General features: G+C 44.6%; 21 protein-coding genes and 1 pseudogene. 10 read left to right on the forward strand and 12 right to left on the reverse strand.

Going from position 1 to position 26516, the window contains the following annotated elements:
- Positions 1–181: 181 nt before the first annotated feature.
- The 3 genes from phoR to L5M49_RS04645 all read right to left on the reverse strand — a co-directional run bounded on the left by phoR (position 182) and on the right by L5M49_RS04645 (position 3405).
- A complete protein-coding gene (phoR, locus tag L5M49_RS04635; protein WP_105249762.1) occupies positions 182–1480 on the reverse strand; it encodes a phosphate regulon sensor histidine kinase PhoR in 1299 nt (432 codons plus the stop codon).
- Between the two features lie 80 nt (positions 1481–1560).
- On the reverse strand, positions 1561–2250 hold the full coding sequence (gene phoB, locus L5M49_RS04640; RefSeq protein WP_006085167.1) for a phosphate regulon transcriptional regulator PhoB: 690 nt from the start codon (positions 2248–2250) through the stop codon (positions 1561–1563).
- Between the two features lie 186 nt (positions 2251–2436).
- The gene (locus tag L5M49_RS04645; RefSeq protein WP_168823290.1) at positions 2437–3405 is read right to left on the reverse strand and encodes a porin; all 969 of its coding nucleotides are present in this window, start codon (positions 3403–3405) and stop codon (positions 2437–2439) included.
- Between the two features lie 291 nt (positions 3406–3696).
- On the opposite strand from L5M49_RS04645, the gene rdgC reads away from it, so the two are divergent.
- The gene (gene rdgC / locus L5M49_RS04650) at positions 3697–4611 is read left to right on the forward strand and encodes a recombination-associated protein RdgC (protein WP_113941038.1); all 915 of its coding nucleotides are present in this window, start codon (positions 3697–3699) and stop codon (positions 4609–4611) included.
- Between the two features lie 171 nt (positions 4612–4782).
- Here the strand turns inward: rdgC and L5M49_RS04655 are convergent, their stop codons facing one another.
- A complete protein-coding gene (locus tag L5M49_RS04655; protein ID WP_263265548.1) occupies positions 4783–6594 on the reverse strand; it encodes a M61 family metallopeptidase in 1812 nt (603 codons plus the stop codon).
- Between the two features lie 134 nt (positions 6595–6728).
- Here L5M49_RS04655 and L5M49_RS04660 point away from each other — a divergent pair, with 134 nt between their 5' ends.
- From L5M49_RS04660 to L5M49_RS04680, 5 genes are all read left to right on the forward strand, one after another.
- The gene (locus L5M49_RS04660) at positions 6729–8891 is read left to right on the forward strand and encodes a tetratricopeptide repeat protein (RefSeq protein ID WP_263265549.1); all 2163 of its coding nucleotides are present in this window, start codon (positions 6729–6731) and stop codon (positions 8889–8891) included.
- Between the two features lie 151 nt (positions 8892–9042).
- A complete protein-coding gene (locus tag L5M49_RS04665) occupies positions 9043–10599 on the forward strand; it encodes a GGDEF domain-containing protein (protein WP_113941035.1) in 1557 nt (518 codons plus the stop codon).
- Between the two features lie 56 nt (positions 10600–10655).
- Positions 10656–12011, forward strand: coding sequence for a nucleotide 5'-monophosphate nucleosidase PpnN (ppnN, locus tag L5M49_RS04670; RefSeq protein WP_028760679.1), 1356 nt, complete (start codon positions 10656–10658; stop codon positions 12009–12011).
- Positions 12012–12032: 21 nt separating this feature from the next.
- Positions 12033–12839 carry a flap endonuclease Xni gene (gene xni, locus L5M49_RS04675; RefSeq protein WP_049821740.1) on the forward strand — a complete coding sequence of 269 codons (807 nt, stop codon included), beginning with the start codon at positions 12033–12035 and terminating at the stop codon, positions 12837–12839.
- Positions 12840–12949: 110 nt separating this feature from the next.
- On the forward strand, positions 12950–13372 hold the full coding sequence (locus L5M49_RS04680; protein WP_028760680.1) for a DUF3192 domain-containing protein: 423 nt from the start codon (positions 12950–12952) through the stop codon (positions 13370–13372).
- A 99-nt stretch (positions 13373–13471) separates the two neighbouring features.
- Here L5M49_RS04680 and L5M49_RS04685 read toward each other — a convergent pair whose 3' ends face one another.
- Positions 13472–16306, reverse strand: a complete 2835-nt coding sequence (locus tag L5M49_RS04685; RefSeq protein ID WP_263265550.1) for a prolyl oligopeptidase family serine peptidase — start codon at positions 16304–16306, stop codon at positions 13472–13474.
- A 254-nt stretch (positions 16307–16560) separates the two neighbouring features.
- Here L5M49_RS04685 and L5M49_RS04690 point away from each other — a divergent pair, with 254 nt between their 5' ends.
- Positions 16561–17568 carry an isocitrate dehydrogenase gene (locus L5M49_RS04690; RefSeq protein ID WP_113941031.1) on the forward strand — a complete coding sequence of 336 codons (1008 nt, stop codon included), beginning with the start codon at positions 16561–16563 and terminating at the stop codon, positions 17566–17568.
- 220 nt (positions 17569–17788) lie between these two features.
- Here L5M49_RS04690 and rlmM read toward each other — a convergent pair whose 3' ends face one another.
- From rlmM to L5M49_RS04710, 4 genes are all read right to left on the reverse strand, one after another.
- Entirely contained in the window at positions 17789–18874 is a 1086-nt protein-coding gene (gene rlmM / locus L5M49_RS04695) for a 23S rRNA (cytidine(2498)-2'-O)-methyltransferase RlmM (protein ID WP_011846285.1), read from the reverse strand.
- A gap of 177 nt (positions 18875–19051) precedes the next feature.
- Positions 19052–19444, reverse strand: a complete 393-nt coding sequence (locus L5M49_RS04700; protein WP_263265551.1) for a DUF423 domain-containing protein — start codon at positions 19442–19444, stop codon at positions 19052–19054.
- A 28-nt stretch (positions 19445–19472) separates the two neighbouring features.
- Complete coding sequence (locus L5M49_RS04705) at positions 19473–20147, reverse strand: alpha/beta family hydrolase (protein WP_263196237.1); 675 nt, start codon at positions 20145–20147, stop codon at positions 19473–19475.
- Entirely contained in the window at positions 20128–21039 is a 912-nt protein-coding gene (locus L5M49_RS04710; protein ID WP_105249769.1) for a transcriptional regulator GcvA, read from the reverse strand. The genes L5M49_RS04705 and L5M49_RS04710 overlap by 20 nt, the downstream gene beginning before the upstream one ends.
- A 227-nt stretch (positions 21040–21266) precedes the next feature.
- Between L5M49_RS04710 and L5M49_RS04715 the strand changes: the two genes are divergently transcribed.
- Complete coding sequence (locus L5M49_RS04715; protein WP_263265552.1) at positions 21267–21503, forward strand: hypothetical protein; 237 nt, start codon at positions 21267–21269, stop codon at positions 21501–21503.
- Positions 21504–21638: 135 nt separating this feature from the next.
- On the opposite strand, the gene thiI is transcribed toward L5M49_RS04715, so the two are convergent.
- The 3 genes from thiI to pomA all read right to left on the reverse strand — a co-directional run bounded on the left by thiI (position 21639) and on the right by pomA (position 25248).
- Complete coding sequence (gene thiI, locus L5M49_RS04720; protein ID WP_028760687.1) at positions 21639–23093, reverse strand: tRNA uracil 4-sulfurtransferase ThiI; 1455 nt, start codon at positions 23091–23093, stop codon at positions 21639–21641.
- A 451-nt stretch (positions 23094–23544) separates the two neighbouring features.
- Positions 23545–24477, reverse strand: a complete 933-nt coding sequence (locus L5M49_RS04725) for a flagellar motor protein MotB (RefSeq protein WP_131522981.1) — start codon at positions 24475–24477, stop codon at positions 23545–23547.
- A 3-nt stretch (positions 24478–24480) separates the two neighbouring features.
- Positions 24481–25248 carry a flagellar motor protein PomA gene (gene pomA, locus L5M49_RS04730; RefSeq protein ID WP_263140359.1) on the reverse strand — a complete coding sequence of 256 codons (768 nt, stop codon included), beginning with the start codon at positions 25246–25248 and terminating at the stop codon, positions 24481–24483.
- A gap of 284 nt (positions 25249–25532) precedes the next feature.
- On the opposite strand from pomA, the pseudogene L5M49_RS04735 reads away from it, so the two are divergent.
- Together L5M49_RS04735 and ispA are read left to right on the forward strand one after the other, a co-directional pair.
- Positions 25533–25628: pseudogene (locus L5M49_RS04735) on the forward strand (exodeoxyribonuclease VII small subunit); the annotation flags it as partial.
- A 2-nt stretch (positions 25629–25630) separates the two neighbouring features.
- Positions 25631–26512 carry a (2E,6E)-farnesyl diphosphate synthase gene (gene ispA / locus L5M49_RS04740; RefSeq protein ID WP_028760690.1) on the forward strand — a complete coding sequence of 294 codons (882 nt, stop codon included), beginning with the start codon at positions 25631–25633 and terminating at the stop codon, positions 26510–26512.
- Positions 26513–26516 lie beyond the last annotated feature (4 nt).

Consider the following 26516-nt stretch of genomic DNA (forward strand, 5'->3'; position numbering starts at 1 on the left):
AGACGCAGCCAGTATCAATCGCTACAATGACAATTCTATGTCCGTGATATGACACTTAAATGACAATGCACTATTTATCGCTTTTTTCTGTCATTAAATAAAGACTCAATAAATCTAGAAATAAAAACAGGCCCTAATGGCCTGTTTTTATTATTTATTGTAAATATTTCACTCACACATACTATTTCTTACGTTCGATAAGATGCAAAGGGATAATAAAGCTAAAAGTACTGCCTTTACCGACTTCACTGCTGATTTTAAGCTTACTGTGATGGTGGTTAAGCGCATGTTTTACTATCGCTAAACCTAAACCACTACCACCAGTTTGCCTTGAGCGCGCACTGTCTACCCGATAAAAGCGTTCCGTTAATCGACCAATATGCTGAGCCGCAATACCTTCACCCGTATCCGTTACGCTAAAGATGGCCCCCGTAGCCACACTGCACCACTGCACTGTAATTTTCCCGCCAGGTTCTGTGTAACGAATCGCATTAGAAATCAAGTTAGAACAGGCACTTCTCAGCTGCAATTCATTGCCATGAGAATCAAGTCCAGGCTCACAATAGAAACTCAACTCATACTTATCTTGTGCCAGCGCTTTAGCTTCCTCCTTGAGCACCTCCATCAACTGCGTCATATTCACAGTGTTTTCGAGGTTAATATCCGCCGCATCTTCAATTCGCGATAACATCAATAGCTGTTCGACCATAGACTGCATTCGTCGTGTCTGCTGCTGCATCAATGCTAACGGCTTGACGTTCATCGAATCAGGCTCAGCCATGCTTTGCATCATTTCGAGGTAACCCTGTAGCACAGTGAGCGGCGTTTTTAATTCATGCGACACATTCGCGACAAACTCTTTTCGCATTCCCTCAAGCTGACGTATACGAGTGATATCCCGCGCAATTAACAGTAGCTGCCTGTCACCGTAAGCCATGATACGGATTTCAAGCAAACGCCTATCCGATACCGGCGAAGGTAACTCCAGCGGCTCTTTGTATTGTGCGGATTTAATGTAAGCAGAAAAATCAGGATGACGGATTAAATTATCGATTCGTTGACCATTATCCTGTGGCCACACAAAACCGAGAATGAGTTGCGCTAACTTGTTGCACCATAAAATATTATGTTCTGAATCAAGCACGACGGCGGCATCGGGTAACGCCTCTGCACCTTGACGAAATCGTGCCAGCAGTGCGGCCAGTTGACCGACACGTCGACGATTCTTCCCTTGAAGGCGATAAATACCGTTAAATACACCTTCCCAGCTCCCACTGCCCTGCGGCGGCGTGAGTTTCCTATCCCGCCATAACCAAAAGTTAAGCCGTGATAATTGTCGGTAATGCCAGCAAACTAACCCTAGCGTGCCGATAAAGAGTATCCAGAGAAGTTTCCCTACCAATAAACCTATTAGCGCGCAAAGCAGTAGATATAAACCTAAGCGCGTAAACAACCGATACCCTGAATAAGAGTCAGACATAAATAAACCCAAACATCAGGCTAAATAAGAGGAGCACAAGATAGCGTAAAAGCTAACTTGTGCCTAACAGTTATTCAGCACTAAATGCGTGTAGAGAAACGATAACCAGCGCCACGAACCGTTTGGATCAAGCGATCATGACCAGACTCTTCAACGGCTTTACGAAGGCGTCTGATATGCACGTCAACGGTTCTGTCTTCAACATACACATTTGTGCCCCACACATTATCGAGTAGCTGTTCACGGCTGTAAACACGCTCAGGATGGGTCATGAAAAAGTGTAATAAACGAAATTCGGTTGGGCCCATATCTAATACAGTTTCACCCACACTCACCCTGTGACTCACAGGATCGAGCATTAAGCCCTGTACATCAATGGTTTCTTCTAAACGAGTCGGTGCACTGCGACGCAATACGGCTTTAATACGTGCGACCAGCTCTTTAGGGGAAAAAGGTTTAGTGATGTAATCATCGGCGCCAACTTCGAGGCCTTTGACTTTATCTTCCTCTTCACCGCGGGCGGTTAACATAATGATCGGAATTTGGCGCGTAAACTCATCTTGCTTTAAGCGTTTCGCCAATTGAATACCACTTCCGCCAGGAAACATCCAATCCAATAAAATCAGATCGGGGTAAGGCTCCTTTAGCAGCGCAATGGCCGAATCAAAATCTTCCGCCGCAGAGGTTGTAAACCCATGCTGTTCCATTACAAAAGTCAGCATCTCGCGGATGGCCAACTCGTCTTCTACTATCAATATCCTTGCAGTCATAAGTGATTTTCTGTCAGTGAATGTCAACACGGCTATTATTAGTCATTTTTATTACAGATTTATGAATAAGCACGCCGCTTGAGCCATATAGTAGTAATATTTGTCATAATAAGTTTATATAACTGTTTGTTTATAGCAATAAAAAAGGAGGCTATATGCCTCCTTAATTGAGTTTTAATGCTAGATTTAGAATTTGTGTTCTAAGCCAACACCAATGTATTTGTCATCATCTGTAGACGCTTCTAACGAACGGTTCGTGTAGAAAGCGAATAGTTTAGTTGGCTTACCTAAGCTGTAGTCTGCACCTACCGACCATGAATCACCAAGTTCTTCCATATCTTGGAACTGAGCTTTTAAAGTAACAGCATCAATATCATAGGCAGCGCTTAATAGATAGCCGTTAGCACTTTCTGCAGTGACTTCAACTGGCATCGACGTTGCAGAATCAAATTTATAGGTTTGCTCTTGTTGCTGGTACATACCACCCAGTTTAATACCGGCTAACTTAGCTTGTAAGCTGGCACGAACAATCTCATATCCAGACACATCTGAGTCATAGGCAAGAGATGCATAAACGGGTGTTTTTTTCAGTTTCGCATCACCATACATGGCCGCTAAGCTAAAACCATCTTGAGCAAATTGACCTTTTACATCATTGCCTTCGGCAACATAGGTAACACCGAATACAAAATCACCAAAGGAAGGCGTAAGGTAAGTCGCCGTTTGAGCAGCGCGAACTTCACCCTTGAACAGCTTACCTAAGTCACCTGAAAGGTCGTTAAACTGATCAACATCACCTTGAGAAATTTTCAACAAGGTATCATTACGACCCACAGAGAACGAACCAAATGCGCCTTTCAAACCAACAAATTGGTTACGTGCAGTAAAGTTATCGCTTGATGCTGCACCTGTATCAACTTGATATTCCACTGTGTAGAAAGCTTCCAGCGAGCTAGACAGCGCAAAATCACCCTTCACACCAAAACGAGAAGCATTACTTTGAATAGTTGTTGTAGCATCACCTTTCTCATCATTTGATTGAGCAGTGACATTCAACTTACCATAAACAGTCAGTGGCTCAGCGGCATTAGCTGAAGCCAGAGTTGCAGAAGCTAGCGCAGAAGCAAGTAGAGTTTTACAAAAAACGTTCATCATTTAATCCTTTCGACGTTATGTTCGTCTTGGTTATTGGTTTGGAACGACCGAAAGTTTGCAATGAATGTGTTTCAATTTTATTTCAATTGTGACCATTAACGTTGGCGTGCAAAAAAGCTGACGCGAAGCCAGGCATAAAACCCAGTAAAAATGCGGGCTGCAGCTAAGCTAATTATTATGTTACAGTTTAATGAATTCTGATCCTCAGTTAAAAATCAGCTATTGAACACAGGTTTACCCCGCCCAAACTATGCCGTAAACTGCCACTTTAATTTTCAATGGGCGCCTCTTATGTGGTTTAAAAATCTTACTCTTTATCGTTTCAATAAACCTTTTGCCGTCGAAACCGAAGCGCTAGAAACTGCGTTGGCCGATTTCACTTTCTCCCCCTGCTCAAGCCAAGATGTCAGTAAATTTGGTTTCTCAAATGCGTTAGGCAAAAAAGGCAGTTCTTTGGTCCATAGCGCTGACAATCGCCATCTGATCTGCGTGACTAAAGAAGAGAAAATTCTGCCAGGCCAAGTCATCAAAGAAGCCTTAGAAGAAAAAGTGGCTCTCATTGAAGATGAAGAAAATCGTAAACTGGCGAAAAAAGAAAAAGATGCGCTAAAAGATGAAATCATCACTAGCCTACTGCCACGCGCTTTTTCGCGTCGAAGCCAAACCCACGCCTTGATTTTGCCTGAGCTAGAAATGATCCTCGTTGATAGTTCAAGTGCCACTAAGGCCGAAGAATTATTAGCGTTATTACGTAAAGCTCTCGGCAGTTTACCTGTGATCCCACTGAGCTTTAAAGCGCCAGTCGAATCCAATTTAACTGAATGGTTAAAACTTGGCAGCGCACCATTACCCTTTGAAATGCAAGACGAAGCCGAGCTAAAATCTGAAGCTGATGAAGGCGGAATTGTGCGCTTTAAGCAGCAGGATTTGAAAGAAGACGAAGTGTTAGCTCACTTAGCAACAGGTAAGCAAGTACACAAGTTAGCGCTGCATTTCGGCCAATCGATTGCACTATTATTGCAATCAGATGCCAGCGTGAAGCGCCTTAAATTCTCTGAAGAATTTAGAGCAGGGAACGATGAAGTCGGCACTGACGATCCTATGGCTCGTTTAGATGCAGACTTTGCCCTAATGGGCAGCGAGTTAGTCGCCTTGATGCATGCACTCGTGGCCGCCCTTGGTGGACTCGAAGACGCACAAGTTTAAGCAAAACTCGTTAAGCAGACGAGAGCTACGACTCGCTTGTTAGACTGAGCCGTACAAGATAAGAAAAGGCGCCCCCATCAAAATAATGGTTGCGCCTTTTTTATGACGATTTTACTTAAGGTGGTTTTAAGACAAAGGCATTTAGATGCTAAAGATGAAGCCCTAACCACATTAAGCTTTAGTCGCTAACTCGCCTTTATTGTCAAACGGCCAATCAATACCTAACCAAGTCTTGAAGAAAGCTTTTTGCTGTTTAGTCGCTTTTGCATCCCCCTTGAGCACTAGCTTACCGCTTTGCTGCTCGCCAAGGATGAGCTGTACTTGCTTGATTTTATCGTTGCTAAATAATATCACCTCTACACTATCGCCAACCTTAAAGTCTTTGATGCGCTTATAGAAACCCGCAGCAGTCACCTTGAGACCATTAATCGCTAATACTTCATCCCCCGCAACTATGCCCGCTTGCCAAGCAGGACCATTACGCAACACTTGGTCTAACACTAAAGAGCCATGGGTACTGCTCAAGGTCATTCCCGCAAATGCCTCAGCTTTTGAATCTTTACCATAGGACAGATTTAACCCTGCCTGTGATAATAATTCGGGGAAATCTAAACTCATGGGACGATTCACATTGGCTTGCCACCAAGGTGCATAATCTTTGCCGGATAAGTCTTTAAGAATGTACTGAACATCACTAACACCATAGCCTTTTGGTACGCGATGTTCTTGATATAAACGACGGTGCACATCGCGATATGAATACTTAAGCTCGGAGTCTTGCAGTAATGAAAAATCTAAGGCTAAAGAGGTTAAGTAACCCTCTGAGTAAATATTTACACTGTGGTTAATGGCATAATCGCCACCGATACTGCTCCACTCCCCCGCACTCGCCTCTGCCACAGATTGAGTTTCACGACCCGGATTGAGTTGGTTTTTCTCGACGCGCTTGGCTAAATCTTCGAGGAACTCTTTAGCTGTTATCACTCCAGCCCGCAACAGCAACTGATCTTGAAAATAACTGGTAGAACCTTCAGCCATCCACAGTAATTCCGTCATGTTTTCATGTTGATAATCATAGGGAACTAATCCCTCGGGGCGATAAGCCTTCACGTTCCAGGTATGGATAAACTCATGGGATGCAGTGCTAATAAAGCGCAGGTAGTCCTTGCGTTCACGGAAACTAAAGCGCGGCAGCTGAATGACAGTAGAGTTTAAATGCTCTGTCGCGCCACTGGCACCACTCGTTGCATGCACCATATAAACATAACGATCAAAAGGATAATCATCCCAAATCACCTTGGCTTGACCGCTTAAGGCTTTAAGATCTTTTACTATTTTATCCGTGTCATAGTTACCTTCACCCCAAAACACCAATTCATAGTTTTTACCATTAGCACTAAATTGTTTATGGGTACTCATACCAGTTTCAATCGGGGAGTCGATCAACACATCATAATTAGGGGCAATAAAGGAATGAGCGGCCTTACCCGATGACATCCCAGAGTAACTTTGCCAATTTTTAGGCACTTTTAATTCTACGGATATTGGTTCAGAGCGAAATTGCGGACTGTACATGAACACACCGCTAGCATCTAAATAGGCATGGCTCGCGTCAATATGGCGCACCCTTTGGCCTAATTCATTAGCATACAATTGATAACTGACGGTAACACGGGTTGGCTGCGTGAGCGCCACTTGCCATTCACCGCTCGCGGTGCGCTTCCATTGCAGTTCATGACCTTGACTATCTTTAGCACTAAATAAGCGCACACCATCGGCCAAAGGCAATACTTGATATTTGCCCGTCCGCCACACAGGGAGATTCACCGTAAAATCGTTCGTCTTCACTTCAGGAAAAGTGACACTCACTTGGGCAATATGGTGTTCGGGTTTAATAAGGTCGATTTGGTATTTCACATCGGCCAATACTTGACCCGAAAATAATGCGCTTAATATCAAGATTGATAGTCTGTTGGGTTTCACTCTTGCTTCCTTCTGTTATTATGCTTCTTATGATTTTTCCAAGTATAACAAGTCGATGTAGCATCCTCATTAGGCGCTAACAAAAGCTAACAAAATAAGTTCCTTGACTAAAGGAATGAGGAATCACAGTTCAAATGCAAAAACTCACGGTTATTTTATTTACTTTGTTGCTGTCACTGCCTTTTACAGTCCAAAGCCGAGATCTCGAAGCGGATGAGGTTGAGTTAAGAGAATCACCACAGCAAATGTATGATGCGCTCAACAAAACGATTTCCTTTCCCCTCGCATTTCAAAACCGTGACCAATTTGAGCGCGCAGCCCAAGAACAAGGCTACAATCCACTCGAATTTGAACAGATTTTGTATTTACTGGCCCGCCTCAATATGGAGCCGAACGTTAAAACCAAGGTCGATTTTCAAAACGCAAAAAGCTTGATTGAACTCCTATCGACTGCGGCGCAATCGCCCTATGAACTTGCCATGGTCGCCATGTTAAATGGCCGTTACCTTGGCCGTACGGAACAGAAATATCAAGAAGCGATTGGTCTTTATAACGAAGCGCTCACCCGCATCAACGACAGCTATGACATCGAAGCATTGATTCTTAAACACAATATTCATGAACATCTAGGTGGCTTACATTTATTGATCCGCCAGGAAGTGCCTGCACTGATGCACTTCCACACATACCGCGACATTGCCTATAAACTCAGAAACGATTACTTAATCGCGGCGGCTGAAGCGAGGCTTGGCTTTTATTACAATTTTAATCAGCAGCTTACAAAATCACTACAGCATTATAGTGAAGCGATTCGGATCTCCAATCGTTCTAATTACCCTTCAATGAAAACCAATCTGCAATTGCAACTTTCTAAGGTATACCGTGACTTAAAGCAGTGGGATGAAGCGCTTAAAAACGCTCATGAAGCCGCGGCTGGCTTTAAAAAGATGGGCAATGACACTTATCTTTCAAGTTGTATGACAGTGATCGCTATGGTCTATGGCGAACAAGGGGATTGGCATAAAGCGATTGATTACTACCTAAATGCCCAGCAATTAGATGCAAAACGCGGTAACTACATCGCACAGGGGCTTAATTTCCATAATTTAGGACAAGCCTACTCAAATATTAAAGACAATGTTAACGCCCTAAAATATTTACTGATGGCCAATCAAATATTCAAAGAAAAACAAAGCCATCACTATCAAGTTTATAACGAACTCTTAATTGGTGAAATCGCCCAAACCAACCAAGATTGGCCGCTGATGATGGCCCATGCCGATATCGCATTAGCACTCGCGGTCGATTTAAAACTGGTCGATGAACAAAAATCCGCACTCACCCTTATCGCCTCGGCGGCGCAAAAATTAGGTGAATTATCAAAAACCATCGATGCCCAAGCCCGTATCATTGAGCTAGGTAAAAAGCCAGCTGAGACAGATAAAGACTCCCCAGTGTCGGCCTCTGCCCTTGCAGAGCAACAACTTAAACTTGAGCTCAACATGCTACAGGGAAAACTCGTTGAGACAGTGAAAGAAAGCAACAACACTCACACGCTACTGCTCATTTGCAGCCTTATTGCCGGACTCTTGCTGCTCGTGATTATTTTCATGCTACAAAATCGTCGCAAAATAACAGCTAAAAACGCGGCATTAACTCAATTAACGCTACAGGAGCCCTTCACTCACAATTTAGGATATGCCGCATTATTAGCACATTTAAGCCATAATCAAAGTCAGGAATCCACAACGGCACTCGCGATTATCGCCTTCCCCACCCAACTTACGGCGGATCTGGACTATGGCCAATATTTTAGTGATGCAGTAACAGCGCAAATTGCCAATCATCTAACGGATGCACTCGCAGCATCTGTTTATGTGGTACGCCAAGGGGTATTTGCGGTTCGTTTCACGCAACCTATTGAGCCGACACAAATACTCAGCCAAGTACGCCTGAAACTCGATCAACAGCAAATCACACATCATTTCCGTCTTGGCTTTGCGCATTTGCCACTTTTAGCGAAATCAGAAATTAAAATGGCCGCGAAATTAAAATTTGAAACAGTGCAGATGGCGCTTGCCTGTGCCCGTAGTTTAGGTGGTAATAACGACTATTATGTCGCTCTCAGAGCCCTCGACTTTGTTCCTTTGAGCTTATTTGCAAACCCGTTATTTTTGCACCTTGAAAAAGGCATTGAGCGTGGATTAATCAGATTAGAGACCAACGGCAATAAAGAGGATGTTCGCTGGCCTTGCTGGGAAAATAACCAAGATAGGCAATTACTGGAAAATATTTGATCAATATCGGTAATTAATCACAGAGTCACTGGTAAATCGCATTTGCACTCTACGCCCAGTGTTATAACATTAGTATCATATGAGTTAACAGCTAATCTGGACATAGGATGGTCATGTTTTTTAGCCTTGCAGAGTTAGGACAATACTCAGGATGAAGGATTCAAGCGCTACAGTTTCACAACTTGCCTTGCTGCAACAGAAACTCCATTCGGCCAAACTTGCCCTTGATGAAGTTAATGAAGATAGAAATGCAAAGTTACAGACATTACTCCAATTTATTGGTCACTTAAGCCTCGCCTGTAAAGGGCAAAATCTTGAGCTGGATAATAAACTCGCCAAACTTCGTCATAACTTAAATACGTTTGAGCGAGTCGATGAGGCATTGCCAGAATTAGTTGATGTCGAGCGCCTGCTAAAAGGCCAATATCACCATGTGATGGTACAACTCGAAGAGAGTCGTACTGGTTTGTCACAGGTGATCCGTCAGATCCAACGTGTTAACTCTGCACCTGAAAAGCTCAAAAAAGAAGTCAATTACTTCAAGCAAGATCTGGCCAAACCTTTTCATACTGTGTGGGAATATATACCTAAAGTTAAGCAAATCATTGGCTTCTACGAAACCATATTACAGCTACAATTTAGCGAATCTGAAAAACTTGATGTCTTACCAAAACACAGGCAACTAGCCCATGAGCTGGCGCAGATGATTTCGGAAATCGAGTTCCGTAAAGATCAACGTGACCAAGTATTAGTGATCAAAGAAGTACTCTCTTCTGAGATTGAAGTTGATAGCTTGCTCGAAGCCTACCAAACCATTTTAGCGTTATTGCTTGATAACATCGCCCGCGAGAAATCGGCATCCCAAGAGTTTTTGTTTGCACTCAATGATGCCTTAACCGCGGTGCGTGAGGTGGTGAGCGAATCTTACAATCACAATCAACGTAGCTTCCAATTAAAAACCCAGCTAAATCGTGAGATTAACACCCGCGTCGATAATGCAGGTGAAATCATTATCGATGTGGAAGACGTCGTTGACCTTAAAGCTCAACTAACAGAGCAACTTAACTCTATCCGCTCGGCATTAGCCCGTAAAGAAGCCCTAGAGCAAAGAGAGCAAGCTCTGCTGCGCAAGTCGATGGAGACAATGCGCAAAGAGCTTAATGAGTTAAGTAGTGAGGCTAACACCTACAAAGAGCGTTTGTTTGAACAACAAAAACTCAACTTACTCGACAGCTTAACTCAATTGCCTAACCGTGCTGCATTAGAAGAGCGCATGGAGCTAGAATACCGTAACTATCAACGGCATAAGTCCCCGCTGTGGGTTGCCGTTGCCGATATCGATCACTTCAAAACCATCAACGACAGTTTTGGCCACAGCACAGGTGATAAAACCTTGCAAGTTATAGCAATGGCATTGAAAAACTCCCTGCGAGATACAGAATTTGTAGCCCGCTATGGCGGTGAAGAATTTGTACTGCTATTACCTGATGTGGCCCCAGCTGATATCGCTCAACTTTTAAACAGAGTGCGCGAGAAAGTAAAAAATATTCCATTTAAATTTAAAAATCAGAGAATTACAGTTACAGTATCTATAGGGGCTGCGCAAGTTATGGGAAGTGAACTCATACATGAGACCTTTGAACGCGCCGATGCAGCACTCTACAAAGCGAAACACGAAAGCAGAGACAGGGTTGTGATTGACGTATAATTAAGCCCCACTATACGCCTCCTCTAATCACTCCTGTCATGACGAAGGAGTGGTAAATGATAGTAAAAGTCAGCCCAAAAGGCAGCATGGATCAGCTTTCGCAACTTGAAGTTGATCGACTCAAAAATAGTGCCAAAAGTGCCCTATACCAACTGTACCGCAACTGCTCCTTAGCAGTACTTGCCGCGGGTTTAAAAACCGACAACTCTAAAGCCCTATTCGAGCAATACCATGATTTCGACATCAACGTTTTACAACGGGAGCGTGGGGTAAAATTAGAACTGATCAATCCCCCCGAACAAGCCTTTGTCGATGGTCAAATTATCACGGGAATTCAAGAGCATCTGTTCTCAGTCTTACGCGATATCCTTTATATCAGTGATAGATATGACTCACTAAAACACATTAATCTGACCAATGCCCACCATATCACCAATGTGGTGTTTGATATTCTGCGTAATGCGCGGGCGATAGCACCAATGAAAGACCCTAATGTGGTCGTCTGTTGGGGCGGACACAGTATTAATGCCATCGAATACCAGTACACACGTGAGGTAGGTTATCAACTTGGCCTGAGGGAATTAGATATTTGTACTGGCTGTGGTCCTGGCGCGATGGAAGGTCCGATGAAAGGTGCGGCGATAGGTCATGCCAAACAACGGATTAAAAATGCACGATATATTGGTTTAACTGAACCAAGTATTATTGCCGCCGAGCCACCGAATCAAATTGTCAATGAACTGGTGATCTTACCCGATATTGAAAAGCGCCTCGAAGCTTTCGTGCGCTTAGGCCACGGCATTATTATCTTCCCTGGCGGTGCTGGCACGGCTGAAGAATTGCTCTATATATTGGGTATTTTACTTAACGAAGAAAACCAACAAACACCTTTCCCCCTGATACTCACAGGCCCAACGGAGAGCGCAGATTACTTCATTAAGATTGATGAGTTTATTGCCTCAACCTTAGGACCCGAAGCTCAGAAAAAGTACCAAATTATCATAGATAATCCCACTGAAGTGGCACGCATCATGAAGCAAGGAATGGAGCAAGTAAAAGCCTATCGCCGCTCAACGGGTGATGCTTACCAATATCAGTGGGCACTGAAGATAGAGTCTGAGTTTCAGTTACCTTTTATCCCAAGCCACGAAGTGATGGCAAACTTAGATCTACACTTCCAAACCAATAAAGCCGAACTTGCCGCCAACCTGCGTAAAGCGTTTTCGGGTATAGTGGCGGGTAACGTCAAGTCGGAAACAATCAAGCACATAGAGCGTGATGGCCCCTTCCAATTAAAAGGCGATCCTAAGCTCATGGATATGATGGATAAACTCTTAAGTGCATTTGTACAACAACAAAGAATGAAGCTTCCAGGAAGCGCCTATATTCCTTGCTATCAAATAGTGAAATAGAGAGCGAAGCAACAACACCCCATGAACAAGTTTTTAATCATAGATGGTCTCAACTTGGTTCGCCGCATCTATGCGGCGATCCCCGATGAATCCGATATGCAAAGCCTCACAGAGCGCGTCAGTTTGGCGTGCACTAAACTGCTGCGTGTGCATCGCCCAACCCATGTAGCTATCGTGTGGGATGGGGATGAAGTCTCATGGCGTAAACAGCTTTACCCCGATTACAAAAAAGGCCGTAAACCTATGCCTGAGCCGCTGGCAAAAGGCCTTGCTGCGCTGCAAGATCACTTAACCATGATGAACATTGGCTCTATTTATGCGGCGGCTGAAGCCGATGATGTGATTGCCACTCTAGCGATAAAAACCGCCAAAGCGCAGGGTGAAGCCATAATTGTGTCCACCGACAAAGGTTTTAGTCAGCTCAATCATCGCCAAATCAGCCAGTGGGATCACTTTAATCAGCAGTACTTAGATATCGCTGCATTGGAACAGAAACTCGGTGTCGAACGCAGTCAATTTCTCGACTTGATGGCATTAGCGGGCGATAGCGGTAATAAAATTCCCGGAATTGCAGGCATAGGCCCTAAATCAGCCGCCGAATTATTGAAAACCTTTAGAAGCTTACCAACCTTGTTTTCATCGCTATCTAACTTAGGTGCTAAACAAGCCAAAAAACTTGCCGAAGGTAAGGAGATGGCAAGACTCAGCTATAAGCTCGCACAGTTACAAACGGACCTGCCACTCAATATTAATTTAAAAGATTTTCGCGTGATGAACTCATTACCTGATAATAACTGCCTGCCTGAAAACCCAATCAATCCAGCCTAAACATCTGTTAATATAAAGTTGCAATTAACGCATTTACCTTAGAACAACAAAAGCGTATTTTATGGACGTAATAACGTGACTCATTTAATGAGGTAAAGGAATAACTGTAAATGAAATCAAAAGTTTCGGTAATCATCGGTAGCATTTTCGCCGCCTACGTCGCCTTTGTCGCTGTGGTGGTACTCGTTTATGAACCTACGCCAGATGACATGAGTTGGGAGGACAGACAGTCCTATAACAGCCAAAAAATGAACGAGTTAGCGCTAGGGCAAAATATCGTTTCAGTAAAACAGTTACTAGGTAAAGCTGACTTTTCAGAGGCCAAAGCCGTAAAAGAAACCAAGCTACAGGTGCTCTTTTATCGCACTCACCATGAAAAATCAGACGGTGTAACCACGAAAGAGGAATGTACCCCACTTATTTTTGAAAATGATCAATTGATTGCTTGGGGCCAAGATACCTATAAGCAATATCTCGATGCAGATACTGACACAGCCCTCAGCTCTGCCCAAGAGACATTAACCAGTAAATAAATACGACTGACAGTTAAATAAAAACGCCACCGAATCGGTGGTGTTTTTACTTTTATAATCAACGAATTGACTCAGTTGTAAAACAACTAAGCCAATTGCCTATTCATCATCGGCCTTATACTCGACATAGGCTTCACCTTTGCTGAGCCATTCTGGCGCGGGTTTCCCCTTCAGATAATGGTCGAAATATTGCATCATGCGAATGCTGTAATCGAGCTTGTTCGGGTACTTTTTCAAGTGATGCGGCTCATCCTCGTATTGCAAGAACACCACCTCTTTACCCGCACGGCGCATGGCTAAGTACATTTCAACACCTTGTTCCCAAGGCACTGCATCGTCCTTATCACCAAACATGATCATCAAAGGCGTTTGAATACGGTCAGCATAAAATACTGGCGAGTTTTCAATATACTTTTGCGGCGCGGCAAACAAACTTGCGCCAATACGACTCTGTCCGGTTTCATATTGGAACTGACGCGCAATGCCCGTGCCGTGGCGAATACCGCTATAGGCACTGGTCATATTCGATACTGGAGCACCTGCAACCGCTGCCTTAAACATCTGAGTTTGAGTAATGGCAAACGCCGTTTGATAGCCACTCCAAGAATGACCTTGCAAACCAATAGCATCGGGATCGGCAATGCCTATCTCAATCAGCTTTTGCACGCCAGACGTGAGCGCTTGTACTGAGCTCGCCCCTGGGTAACCAATTTCAAAGCGAATGTCCGGTAGGAACACCGCATAGCCATTATTGATGTACCAAGCAAAGTTAGGTCTGTGGTTAATGTTCATCTGCGGGAAGGCGTGCAGTCTATCCGTCATAAAGCGATAGTAATAAACCAGTACAGGATAGCGCTTACCCGCTTGATAATTCGTCGGCTTGATCAGCACGCCATCTAACGGTTTACCATCGCCATTTGTCCAGTGAACTAACTCGGATTGGCTCCAGTTAAAGGCTTGACGCTGCTTATCTAAATCGGTTTGCTTAACTGCATTTTGCGGTGCGCTATAGCTGGCCGTATACAAGTCAGGGAATAAGTCAAAACGTTCCTTAGAAAACACGATAGTATCGCCGTCTTTACTGCGTCCCAATACTGTCAGCTTATACTCACCTTGCATCAACGTCTTCACGCCTGCTTTACCCAAGGTGGCTTGATAAAAACCATCGGCCTTGGTTTTATCACTATAACCATGGAGTAACACAGTGGCGTTATAGGCAAGCTCTGCCGGCTCATCGGGATTATCGACTAAGCCCTCAAGGCGATATTGAATTTTCTGGGTATGCCCTTTACCTGCGGTTAAGGCAAAACCCGCCTTAGATTCGGTATTAAACTGCCAAACATCGTATTTGTCGTAAACCAAGAAACCCGCATCATTTTTAAGCCAAGGACCAAAACCATATCCTGGAGCACTGGATGGATAATCGTGGTCTTCATCAGCAAAACTGACCTTTAGGGATTTTGTGAGATTAGTGCGACGGTCCTGTGCAATATCATAGAGATACACATTACCTTGCTGATAATAAGCCACATACTTGCCATTTCCCGACAGCGTAGGCTCGGCATCACTCGGCTGTTGTGTCAAAAATGGCACTTTACTGCCAGTATTAATATCGACCAGATAATAATCTTGGTAGAAGCCCGCCCACGTCGCCATCTTGCGATAGGGCAAATCTGAACTGGCCAACATAAAACGTTTATGTTGTGAAATCGCCACATCTGGAACAGTTTTATCGCCAAGCTGCACCACGTTATTTGAGCCTAAATGCAATACCGCAAGGTAAGTGCGTTTTTGCTCATCCTCATATTGCTTGATTTCATTAGGCTTAATACGAGGATCATCCCCATGCCACACCTTAAGCCCACGCTGTCCGGTGACAATATTTGTATCGAACAGGTCTTTTTCTTCGGTGATCTTCTGCAAACTGAGCTGTTGACTCACCTCAGGTACGCGGCCAAAGAACAGCCGTTCGCTATCCAATGAGAAGCTTAAGCTAGTGTAGCGATTCAGTTTCCACTCGGGTGATTCAGGGGGGGTACTGATTTTGCCCGACTGCAAATCGACCAGCGATAACTGATAGCTGCGGCCATAGGGCAATTCACTGTCTTTGCCCTGCGTAAATGCAAGCCAACGACCATTTTTAGCCAGCGCTAACGCACCAATCTGTTGGCTAAGCGAATCAAAGACAACGATTTTTTTGTGAGTGTTTAAATCGACTAACTGCAATTGATGTTGCTTATTGGTGATATCGTTCACTGCCAGCGCGAGTCTACGGCTTGCCTTATCAAAAACATAGCCAGTAACCTGCTCGACATCAATTCGCTTTGTTTGGTCTTCTAAACTGAGCAACGTAAAACGTCGACCTTGGTCAAACTTATCGACCTTTGGCTTATCAATATTCGCAGGGCTTTGTGTGCCTGCTTCAGCGAGTTTTTCGGTAGTTTTAGGCCCAGCATCTTTTTTGGACTCTTCATCAGCCTCAAACCAAATCGCCAGATGCTTACCGTCATCACTGAACACAAATTCCTTCACACGCTCGAAGCGAGTTTGCGTGCCAGTTTGAGTATCGAGCAACACCATGTCGGATTTGAGTTTTTTCTTCGCCTTGGCATCACTCGTTTCACGCGTGAGCAAACTCGGTTTAACCACCACAGCTACATAACGACCATCGTGGTTCACCAAGGGATCTGACCCCCCCGCGATTTGATAGCTTTGCTGCGACAGGACATTTTTCACAATGACGTGACTATCCCCGCGATCGGGCGCAGACTCGACCGCGATGACTTGCCCCTTATCTGAGATAACCGGCTTTTCAAGGGATTCAAAATGCATAATGTCTGTTAGGGTGAGCGGTTTAGTGCTGGTTTCAGCCTGCACTGCTGGCAATATTCCAAGGGATAACAAAACCAGAGATGTGATAGGGATTAACTTCAATGTCTTCCTCTTTTATATATTTGTTAGACTAAAGTAGACTTTTTTAACCATTGGCTCTCCATCATGGTGAGAACCCAGTATTTTTACAAGTTATACCACATAAAAAATCGTGATATTGCTCACTATTTCCTGTGAAGTTTGACCAAAGATGGTTAAAATAATAGGCAGAAAAAATACCAAATTCATAGTCCTGCTATCCAGTTAGCACTGGGGCAGACAATTGCAGTAACGACGAACCGTGGAAGGACTTCTCCATGTCAAAAAGAACGATAACCGTAATTCCAGGTGATGGAATTGGCCCAAGTATTATTGATTCAGCCTTAAAAATTCTTGATAAAGCGGGCTGTGATTTTGAATATGAATTTGCCGATGCCGGCCTGACTGCACTTGAAAAGCAAGGCGAGTTACTGCCAGCACGCACTTTAGAACTCATTGAAAAAAACCGTATCACGCTGAAAGGGCCACTGACGACTCCCGTTGGTGAAGGCTTTACTTCTATAAACGTAACCTTGCGTAAGAAATTCGGTCTGTATGCTAACGTACGCCCAGTACTGTCTTTCAAAGGTACCCAAGCCCGTTACGAAAATATCGATATCATCACAGTACGTGAAAACACCGAAGGCATGTATTCTGGCCATGGTCAAAAAGTGTCTGAAGATGGTTTAACAGCAGAAGCAACCAGTATCGTGACTCGCCAAGGTGCCGAGCAAATCGCCACTTTCGCCTACGAACTAGCTCGCAAAGAAAACCGTAAGAAAGTCACTATCGTGCACAAAGCTAACATTATGAAGTCAACGTCAGGCCTGTTCCTGAAAGTGGCCCGTGAAGTGAGCCTACGTTACCCAGACATCAAAACAGAAGAAATGATCGTCGATGCAACGTGCATGAAGTTAGTGATGAACCCAGAAAACTTCGATGTGATCGTGACGACCAACCTGTTCGGTGACATTTTATCGGACCTGTGTGCCGGTTTAGTAGGTGGTTTAGGTATGGCACCTGGCGCAAACATTGGCCGTGATGCTGCGATTTTCGAAGCCGTTCACGGTAGTGCGCCTGATATCGCTGGCAAAAACCTCGCAAACCCAACCTCAGTGATTTTAGCGTCTATCCAAATGCTGGAATACTTAGGTATGGCTGACAAAGCTGAGCAAATCCGTAAAGCGGTATCTGCAGTGATCGAAGAAGGCGACCGTACGACTCGCGATTTAGGCGGCACTCACGGCACGACTGACTTCACGCAAGCTGTGCTTGAGCGTCTGTGATCTCAATGTTAAGCGCGTTTAAGACGAGCCTATAACGCGCGTGTTCAAGTAAAAGCTTAAAAGAAGCAAGCGCTTGAAACTCAAATGAGTAAACACGAAAAAGCCCCAAAGTTTCCTTTGGGGCTTTTTGTTATCTAGCTTTTAAACCTGCGTGGCTTTATACCCGCGTGACAATTACCATTCTAGCGACAACAAGATCACCGCAGGGTTAGCACTGGAATTAATTCCACGCGGTATTAGGGCGTAGCCATAAATGCACTGTCACTTCATCACGGTCGTGATAAAGATGCTTACACTGCACTTTAAAATCAGTCACACCATTCTCTTTAAGAATCGTCTGCATGGTCTCAAGGATAGCAGTCACTTCTTTATAGCGGCTCTTCATCGGTAATTTAAGGTTAAAAATCGCTTCCTTAAACCAACCGTTAATCGCCCAAGCTTCAATCAGTTCGGCAACACGCGCAGGTTTCTCAACCATGTCGCACACCAGCCAATAGATATTTTTACGTTGCGGTTCGAAACGGAAACCGTCTTCACGGTAATGTTTCACTTGGCCCGTTTCCATCAGTTTTTCATCCATAGGGCCATTATCAACTGCCGACACAAACATGCCGCGACGCACCAGTTGATAAGTCCAGCCACCAGGGCAAGCGCCCAAATCCACTGAGTTCATGCCACTGCGAATACGCTCTTCTTGCTCTTCCTTAGGCACGAATTGGCCAAAGGCTTCGTCGAGTTTCAGACTAGAACGACTCGGTGCATCCGCCGCCATTTTAAGGCGTGGAATGCCCATAAAATGTGGCGAACTGTTATTACTGTAGGAATAACCCACATAGGCACGGCCGGGTCCAATAAAACACACGTGGATAATCGGACGTTTTGGATTTTCCTGCGCTAGCAAGCTACCCGATTTTTTCAAATGCTGGCGTAAAGGCACAGTGAACTTACGGCAAAAAGCCGAGAGCTCTTTCGCTTCGTTAGTGTCAGGTGTTTCAACCCGCACTTCACCCGCTTTGCTGACGTCACTGAGCGCCGCAACGATTGGGCTTATTCTGTCATTTTCAGGCAAGTCGACTAACAAGTCGCTAGCAGCAAACATCTGGCGAGCGAAAATGAGCGAATCTAAAGGTAATTGTTTGACTAATGTATCAGCAGCGTCGTCTTCAAAACATTGGTATACAACATATGCGTCGTTATTGTTGGCCTTAACAAAGCCACCCACATTGAGCTCACCGGCTCGCTGTTGGATTTCTGCAGCGCATTCTTTTTCAAAGCCTGCGCGGCAAAATAAAAATAGGTTTTTCATGGGGATCCCTGAGAAATCCAAGCCAAAGCATTGGCTGACTATCGATTTGGGCGCCAGTATACCAATTTCAATCCACAAATGCCCTATTTGCCTACTGCTGAACCTTGAATTGCGATTAGAGAAATAAAAAAGGCTTAGGTGCACCCTAAGCCTGTTAACTCACATAAGCATCAGTGATTAAGACTCATGACCGTCGATAACTTTGTGACGCCATACCGCGGCGGCAAATAATAACCAACCGAGTAAGAAACAACCACCGCCCATAGGCGTAATAGGACCTAACCACTTAGTCCCAAACAAGGCCAATCCATATAGTGAGCCCGAAAATAGAACTATGCCTGCGACAAAGAGATATGCCGAACAGTCCAGTAAACGCGAGGTTAACCATTGGCCCGAGAAGGCAACCATGATGAGGGCAAAGGTATGGTAGAAATGATATTGCACACCTAAGTTAAAGACTTCAATTAAGTTTGGTGGCGCGACCGCTTTTAAACCATGGGCACCAAAAGCCCCTAAGGCGACGGCTAAGAATCCGCTCACGGCGGCGAGTAACAATAAACCTTTACGCATTTAACGCTCCTGCTGGAATGGGATTAACTCATTCAACATTTATTCGCTCAACATCAAGCTCACGAATAAAATCACTTGATAAATCAATAGCACGTGCAAGGTTAGCGGCTTCACTGGTGCCTGACGACTTTCTTGGGACAAAACTATGATCGCCGTCGGTTATCCAAGCCAATCCTATCTCAGCTTTCAAGGGCCAGCTTGGGATCTGCGCTTTGCCACCAAACTTATCCCGCTCACCCTGTACGACTAATACTGGGACTTGGCATTCATTCAAAGGTTCCAATCTAGGCTCGCCGCCTTTGAGTGGCACAAAAGGATAACCTAAACAAATCACCCTATCGATGCACGCCGCTAATGCAGGATCGCAGGCTAATAGGGCCGCCATACGACCGCCCATGGATTTCCCCATTAACACCACACGTTTAACTTGTGGTTGTGAGTGGGCGATATCGAGCATCTGTGTAAAACACGCGAGCAATTTAGGCGCGCGGTCCGGTGGACGCCGTTTGCCATCGACTGCATTCGCCTGCATATAAGGAAAATTAAAGCGCATCACTCGGAAGCCCTGAGCAACGAATCCCGCCGACATGGCCTGCATAAAATCAGAATCCATGTTAGCACCCGCACCGTGGGCCAATAAAATCAAAGTACTCGCAGGCTCCCCTTCTAATACATAACTCGGCTTATCCGGGCAACAACTCACTGCGAGACTCCTCGGCAAACATGTCTAACATCCATTCACGAAACGCCACCACTTTACCCAGCTCAGCATGGTTTTGCTGGCAAACTAAGTAGTAAGCATCTTTACTGACCAAGACTTCTTGGAATGGACACACAAGCCGCCCAGCTTTGATATCGGGGCGTGCCAGCACGCTGTAACCCAGAGCAACCCCTTGACCGTGGGCCGCCGCCTGCAATACCAAAGACGAATGACTGAAAATAGGTCCTTGATTCACATTAATATCGGTAATGCCACATTGCCTAAACCACGCCTGCCAATCGTGACGATTCATATCATGTAATAACGTGTGATACTTTAAATCGCTCGGTTTTGAGAGTGGTTTAGGACCGTTGAGCAACATGGGCGAACACACGGGAATAAGCACTTCGTTTCTGAGCTTATCTGCACGTAGCCCGGGCCAATTACCTAAGCCATAATAAATAGCCACATCCACATCATCGGTTAATGAACTCGCTTCGGTATCAACGGCCTTAATTCGCACATCGATATCGGGATTTTTCTCACTGAATTTAGCCAAGCGTGGCACTAGCCATTGAATCGCAAAACTGGGGGACATACTGACCGTCAGCGAACCAATCGCACTGCGGGCGAGTAATCTGTCGGTAGCATCGGCAAGCTGAATAAAAATATCCTTGATGTCGAGAAAATAGCTCTGCCCTTCTTCGGTTAATAGTAAAGAACGGTTCTTTCGACGAAATAATTTTAATCCGAGGAAATCCTCTAATGCCTTTATTTGATGGCTCACCGCAGCCTGTGTAACAAACAATTCTTCCGCTGCCCGCGTAAAGCTCAAATGCCGTGCGGCGGCTTCAAATGCTTTAACCGCATTAAGCGGTGGTAATCGTCTCGACATAGTGATCTCAGTCTCGTTTTTTAATTAGTTTTTCTAATCCGTATTGTTACATTTAATCGTTTGTAAAGGCCAGCGTTTTTGGTTAAATTTTGCGCCAATGAAACAGCTTATCAACGAAACACCAATAGCGATGAAACATCCATAGCTATGAAATACCTAAGTTAGACAATCTCAAAGTTGATGATGGGAATGTCTGACAGCGTTAATTTGCCAGCCCGGAGGCGACTATGTTCAATTTAAAATCGGCATTTGCGTTAATATTAGTCTCAGCACTCAGCTTTAATGCCAGTGCAAATGTACTCGTTGACGAAATCGTCATTGACACAAGCGACTTGCAAGCCAATATCACTGCAGATTTAACCGCTGCAATGAATAGAATGCACCAAGAAGTGCTACAAGAAGCCACTCTGCTGATTGCCACAGACGATGTCACATCTCATCAGCAAGTCGTTAAAGCCGAATAACCTAAACGACACTTAAATTCAGGTCGCGCTCAGTAAGAGCAAAGAAAAAGCCGCATTAATATGCGGCTTTTTTGTACTTGAATAGCAAATCAATCCCACTGACGATATACGGCAATGGGCAAGTTTTCGCCCGACTTATGGACGATACACTTTCACGTTCGTGTAGCCTTGCTCGATTAAATACAATGCCTGCAATTTACTCATCACCCCACGCTCACAATAGAGCAAATAAGTCTTTTGCTTATCAAGATCGGCAAACTGAGTCGCTAACTTGAAGAATGGGATACGCTTTATCTCAATACCTTCAATTTGCAGCGGTTTGCTTTCCTCTTCTTCAGGGGCACGAATATCAATGACCACTTGGTTAGTATCGATACTGGCAACCGTTTCTGTCTCAGTAATCCGAGTATCCATTTGTTCTGCGATCTCCCTGATATCGATAGTGACAGATTGGGCGATGATCTGATCGATCAAATCCTCAGAGAACTTTTTCTCTTCCGCTTCAACCTTAGCTAATACCGCTTTTACCGTCGGCTTTTGCGAAATGACGCCGCAATATTCAGGCATTGATTTAGCAAAATCTTCGGTGCCGATTTTACGGCTCTCGTTGATAATGTCTTGCTTATCCATGGCGATTAAGGGACGTAGAATCAATAACTCAGTACAACGGTCGATGACGTTTAAGTTGGTCAGGGTCTGGCTAGACACTTGGCCTAAACTTTCACCGGTAACTAAGGCTTGAATACCCATACGCTCGGCGATACGCGCCGCGGTACGCATCATCATGCGTTTCAATACAACGCCCATTTGTCCGTTATCGATACGCTCTAAAATCTCAGCAACCACAGGCTCAAAAGGCACGGAGATAAACTTCACTTTGTGGGATTCACCGTAGGTTTTCCACAAATGGTAAGCCACTTGTTTAACACCAATTTCGTGCTGTGCGCCGCCCAGATTGAAAAAGCAATAGTGGGTACGAGCGCCTTTTTTGATAAATTGATAGCTAGAGACGCCAGAGTCAAAACCACCCGAAATCAAGGACAAAACATCTTCCTGTGTTGCCATCGGAAAACCGCCTAGACCTTCAATACGCTTAGTCACCATATAAAGATTATCGCGCTCAATCTCTAAATTAACGGTAATGTCCGGATTCTTTAAACGCACGCCCAGCGCATCAGTAAACTGGTTTAAGCCACCACCGACATAACGCTCAACTTCAATAGAATTAAAATCATGATCGCCAGTACGCTTTACTCGCACGCAGAAGGTTTTTCCCGCGAGTTGGTCACGGTAAACAGGCAAGACTTGCTGATAAATATCATCAACAGATTCAAAGCTGTACTCATCCACTTGCACTACGTGTGCAATGCCAGGAATACACGCCAGACGCTCACCGAAAGCTTGGGCCAATTCAGGCTTATCCTTTGGTACCATCACCATAATGCGGTCCCATTGACGCTGCACTTTTGCATCTTCGTCAACTTTTTTAAGCACATTACGGATGTTAGTTTCGAGCATTTTGGTGAAGCGCATACGTACAGGCTTGCTCTTCATCATGATTTCTGGATACAGCTTTACAATAAACTTCATGGGATTTCCGCGGGCAATTTTAAAACAGCAAAATTGGTTAAAAGAATAATCGGGGGATTATATACCCAAGCAACCTAAAAAGGCGAGTTTCAGCGCACATAGCCAACAGCGATACAGGCCACATTTATGGCGTATTCATCGCGTATTAATGACTAAATCACGGCAGCTAATTAGGCTGAAATAATGTCACTAAAGCCTATTCGAATGGTTTGAATTTCCCTGCTTAAAATAAGTGATTTGAGATGAATCATTAACAATAAGTCGTTGAGGGATAGTTAAGGAAACTTAGGGATTACACACTCAATGTGATTAACGTAAAGCCCAAATGGATTTAAATCAACCACAGAAATTTGATGCATAACACGTTAACTAAAAAGGGAAAAGTCCACATTAGCTCAATAAAAAAGCCGCAAGATTATTGCGGCTTTAGATTGGGAGAGTATCTAAACACTTAAGGCGAATTACCGATCTGAATTTCTTCAGACTCCTTAGCTTTACCTTGCTCAATAGCAATTTCAACCCTGCGGTTACGGGCACGATTTTCCGGAGAATCGTTAGGCACAATCGGATTGTTAGACGCCATACCAACCACTTTCATTCGATTAGAATCAAAGCCGCTGACCTGTACTAACTCATGGGCCACTGCCACGGCACGTTTGCTGGATAAATCCCAATTAGAACTATAGAGCTCATCGCTTATTTGCATATCATCCGTGTAACCTGACACTGTGATGACACCTGGCACATCTTTTAACAATTCGCCGACTGAGCGCACCACAGGTTTAAATCGAGGCTGTAGGAAACCTGAGCCAGAAGCAAATGACCCCTTCTCACGTATACGAATAATAATCTGCTGACCTAATGACTCAATTTCAATCGCTCCATCGGTGATCTCTTTATTGAGCTCCTGCGCCATCTTCTTCACTTGCTGATTGATCTTTTCTTGCGCCGCTGCCGCTTCCGCTTTAACCGCATCGGCAACTTCTTGCGCCGTAGCACTCGCTTCGCCACCCCGCTGAGAACCATTTTGCTGCTGCACGCCGCCCGCACTATCGTCTTCACCCGCTTGGAAATCCAATACAGGTTCAGTCATTTCATTCGTTTGCTGGTTAATGATTTCAATCGGAGTCGGATCGGGGCGACCTGGTCTAAATTCTAAGGCAATGACAGAAGTCCCTTTCGGGATGTCTTTAACTTCCACCTTATTTTGCACACCAAAGGCATACTTCATTGAGCCCGCGATCTGTTTAAACTTCATCACGTCCATTTCAGAAAATGACAATAACAATACGAAGAAACACATCAACAGCGACATCAAGTCGGCAAATGTTGCAAGCCACATAGGTGCTCCGGGCGGTGGACAGTTGCACTTAGCCTTAGCCATTGGCTACTCTCCGTCCGTTGTATCTATTTTGCGATTTTTCTCAGCCAGATAATTTTTCAAGAAGCCTTCAATCACCCTAGGGTTTTGTCCGTCTTGAATCGCCAATACCGCATCCATAATAAGATTACGGTTAAGCATTTCTTCTCCCATCCTAATTGTTAGCTTATCCGCGATAGGCAAGCAAACCATGTTAGCGACCATAGCGCCGTATAATGTGGTTAACAAAGCAACGGCCATCGAGGGACCAATAGATTTAGGATCTGACATGTTAGATAGCATGGCCACAAGACCCACAAGCGTACCTATCATGCCCATCGCTGGGCCAACATCGCCAAAGGCTCTAAATATGCCAATCCCCGTCCGATGACGTTCTTCCGTTAGAGCGATATCCTTCTCTAGGGCTGCACGCACCACTTCACCATCGTGACCGTCGACCAACATATCAACAGCCTTTTGCATAAAAGTATTGGTAATTTGCGCTTCTTCTAATGCCAAAAACCCCCCTTTACGGGCGGCATCCGCCATAGTCACGGACTGCTCAATCAAATCTTCTGGTTTATCAATCTTAAATACAAAGGCTTTCAAAGCAATTTTAACGGCACTAAAAAACTGTTTAAGAGTGAACTTCATCATTACCACGAAGAAGGACCCACCGAACACAATCAGGATCGAGGGCACATCAACGAAAATCATCAAGCCGCCACTGGTCACCATAGCGCCGAGAATAAAACCAAAGGCTCCCACAATTCCGATTATTGTTGCTAAATCCACAACGGCTCCTCAATTTTCGTAATAAACGACATAATACTTACTCTGGGTAAGCAAGAACACTCAGTTATTCTACCGAATAAGATAATCCCACCGACACACATACGAGCCTTGTTTATCCAGTTAAAAATTACCATACAAATGATGATACTATTGTCAGTTATCGGACACACACTAAGCAAGTTTAGCGACAATTTATATTTTCTGGAAAAATTTCAGTAACAAAGCGTGCTATTGAGCAAATATCTTTAGTCTGAATTTGACCCTTACGCCGCCCTGATATACGCCAAGCAAAACTCGAACAAGCCCAACAAAAAGTGGCCATTTTACTGAAACAAGATGAAAATGCGCCCCTATCCCCCTATGCCGTTGAGGGCAAATAAGCGTGTTAGTCAGTACCATTCAAGAATATCAACAACGAGTTGATGATCAATTAAAACAGCGTTTTAGTACGCTTGAAGATACAGCTCCCCAATTAAAAGCCGCTATGACTTACGGTGCCTTATTGGGAGGGAAGCGCATTCGACCGTTCCTCGTATACAGTGTAGGACGCATGTTTGGGGTCGAACTTGAAAAGTTAGATGCTTGCGCCGCAGCTATTGAATGTATCCATGCTTATTCATTAATCCACGACGATTTACCCGCCATGGACGATGACGAGCTCCGCCGTGGCCAGCCGACCGTGCATATCGCCTTTGATGAAGCGACGGCCATTTTAGCGGGGGATGCTCTGCAAACCTTAGCCTTTGAAATTGTCACCGAAGCCGTACCAGGGATCAGCAGCGAACAACATATTGCTATGGTAAGAGTATTAGCCAAAGCCTCAGGTTATCGTGGTATGTGTGGAGGCCAAGCGATAGACTTAGCCTCGACCGATAAACATATTGATCTTAAAGCATTAACTCAGCTACATAATATGAAAACCGGCGCCCTTATCAGCTGCGCCGTTGAGTTAGCTTTGATCGCCGCAAACGCGCCAAAAGATCAGTATGCTGCTATGATGGATTTTGCTCGTGCGGTCGGACTCGCCTTCCAAGTACAAGACGATATCCTTGACATCGTAGCCACCACCGAAGAGCTAGGTAAACCGCAAGGCTCTGATACTGAATCGAATAAGAGTACGTTTCCACAACTACTTGGACTACAAGGTGCACAAGACACCGCCAAACAACTGATCCAAGAGGCACTATCAGCGCTGGCTAAATTGCCATACAATAGCCAGTTAATTGCAGACTTCGCCCGCTATATCATTGAGCGAAGAATATAATAAG

Source organism: Shewanella sp. SM74, assembly GCF_025653725.1.
Classification (GTDB): domain Bacteria; phylum Pseudomonadota; class Gammaproteobacteria; order Enterobacterales; family Shewanellaceae; genus Shewanella; species Shewanella oncorhynchi.

Excerpts from the sequence above, each read along its gene's own strand:
- phoR (WP_105249762.1), bottom strand. The coding sequence starts at position 1,480 with ATGTCTGACTCTTATTCAGGGTATCGGTTGTTTACGCGCTTAGGTTTA.
- phoB (WP_006085167.1), bottom strand. The coding sequence starts at position 2,250 with ATGACTGCAAGGATATTGATAGTAGAAGACGAGTTGGCCATCCGCGAG.
- L5M49_RS04645 (WP_168823290.1), bottom strand. The coding sequence starts at position 3,405 with ATGATGAACGTTTTTTGTAAAACTCTACTTGCTTCTGCGCTAGCTTCT.
- rdgC (WP_113941038.1), top strand. The coding sequence starts at position 3,697 with ATGTGGTTTAAAAATCTTACTCTTTATCGTTTCAATAAACCTTTTGCC.
- L5M49_RS04660 (WP_263265549.1), top strand. The coding sequence starts at position 6,729 with ATGCAAAAACTCACGGTTATTTTATTTACTTTGTTGCTGTCACTGCCT.
- L5M49_RS04665 (WP_113941035.1), top strand. The coding sequence starts at position 9,043 with ATGAAGGATTCAAGCGCTACAGTTTCACAACTTGCCTTGCTGCAACAG.
- ppnN (WP_028760679.1), top strand. The coding sequence starts at position 10,656 with ATGATAGTAAAAGTCAGCCCAAAAGGCAGCATGGATCAGCTTTCGCAA.
- xni (WP_049821740.1), top strand. The coding sequence starts at position 12,033 with ATGAACAAGTTTTTAATCATAGATGGTCTCAACTTGGTTCGCCGCATC.
- L5M49_RS04680 (WP_028760680.1), top strand. The coding sequence starts at position 12,950 with ATGAAATCAAAAGTTTCGGTAATCATCGGTAGCATTTTCGCCGCCTAC.
- L5M49_RS04690 (WP_113941031.1), top strand. The coding sequence starts at position 16,561 with ATGTCAAAAAGAACGATAACCGTAATTCCAGGTGATGGAATTGGCCCA.
- rlmM (WP_011846285.1), bottom strand. The coding sequence starts at position 18,874 with ATGAAAAACCTATTTTTATTTTGCCGCGCAGGCTTTGAAAAAGAATGC.
- L5M49_RS04700 (WP_263265551.1), bottom strand. The coding sequence starts at position 19,444 with ATGCGTAAAGGTTTATTGTTACTCGCCGCCGTGAGCGGATTCTTAGCC.
- L5M49_RS04710 (WP_105249769.1), bottom strand. The coding sequence starts at position 21,039 with ATGTCGAGACGATTACCACCGCTTAATGCGGTTAAAGCATTTGAAGCC.
- L5M49_RS04715 (WP_263265552.1), top strand. The coding sequence starts at position 21,267 with ATGTTCAATTTAAAATCGGCATTTGCGTTAATATTAGTCTCAGCACTC.
- thiI (WP_028760687.1), bottom strand. The coding sequence starts at position 23,093 with ATGAAGTTTATTGTAAAGCTGTATCCAGAAATCATGATGAAGAGCAAG.
- L5M49_RS04725 (WP_131522981.1), bottom strand. The coding sequence starts at position 24,477 with ATGGCTAAGGCTAAGTGCAACTGTCCACCGCCCGGAGCACCTATGTGG.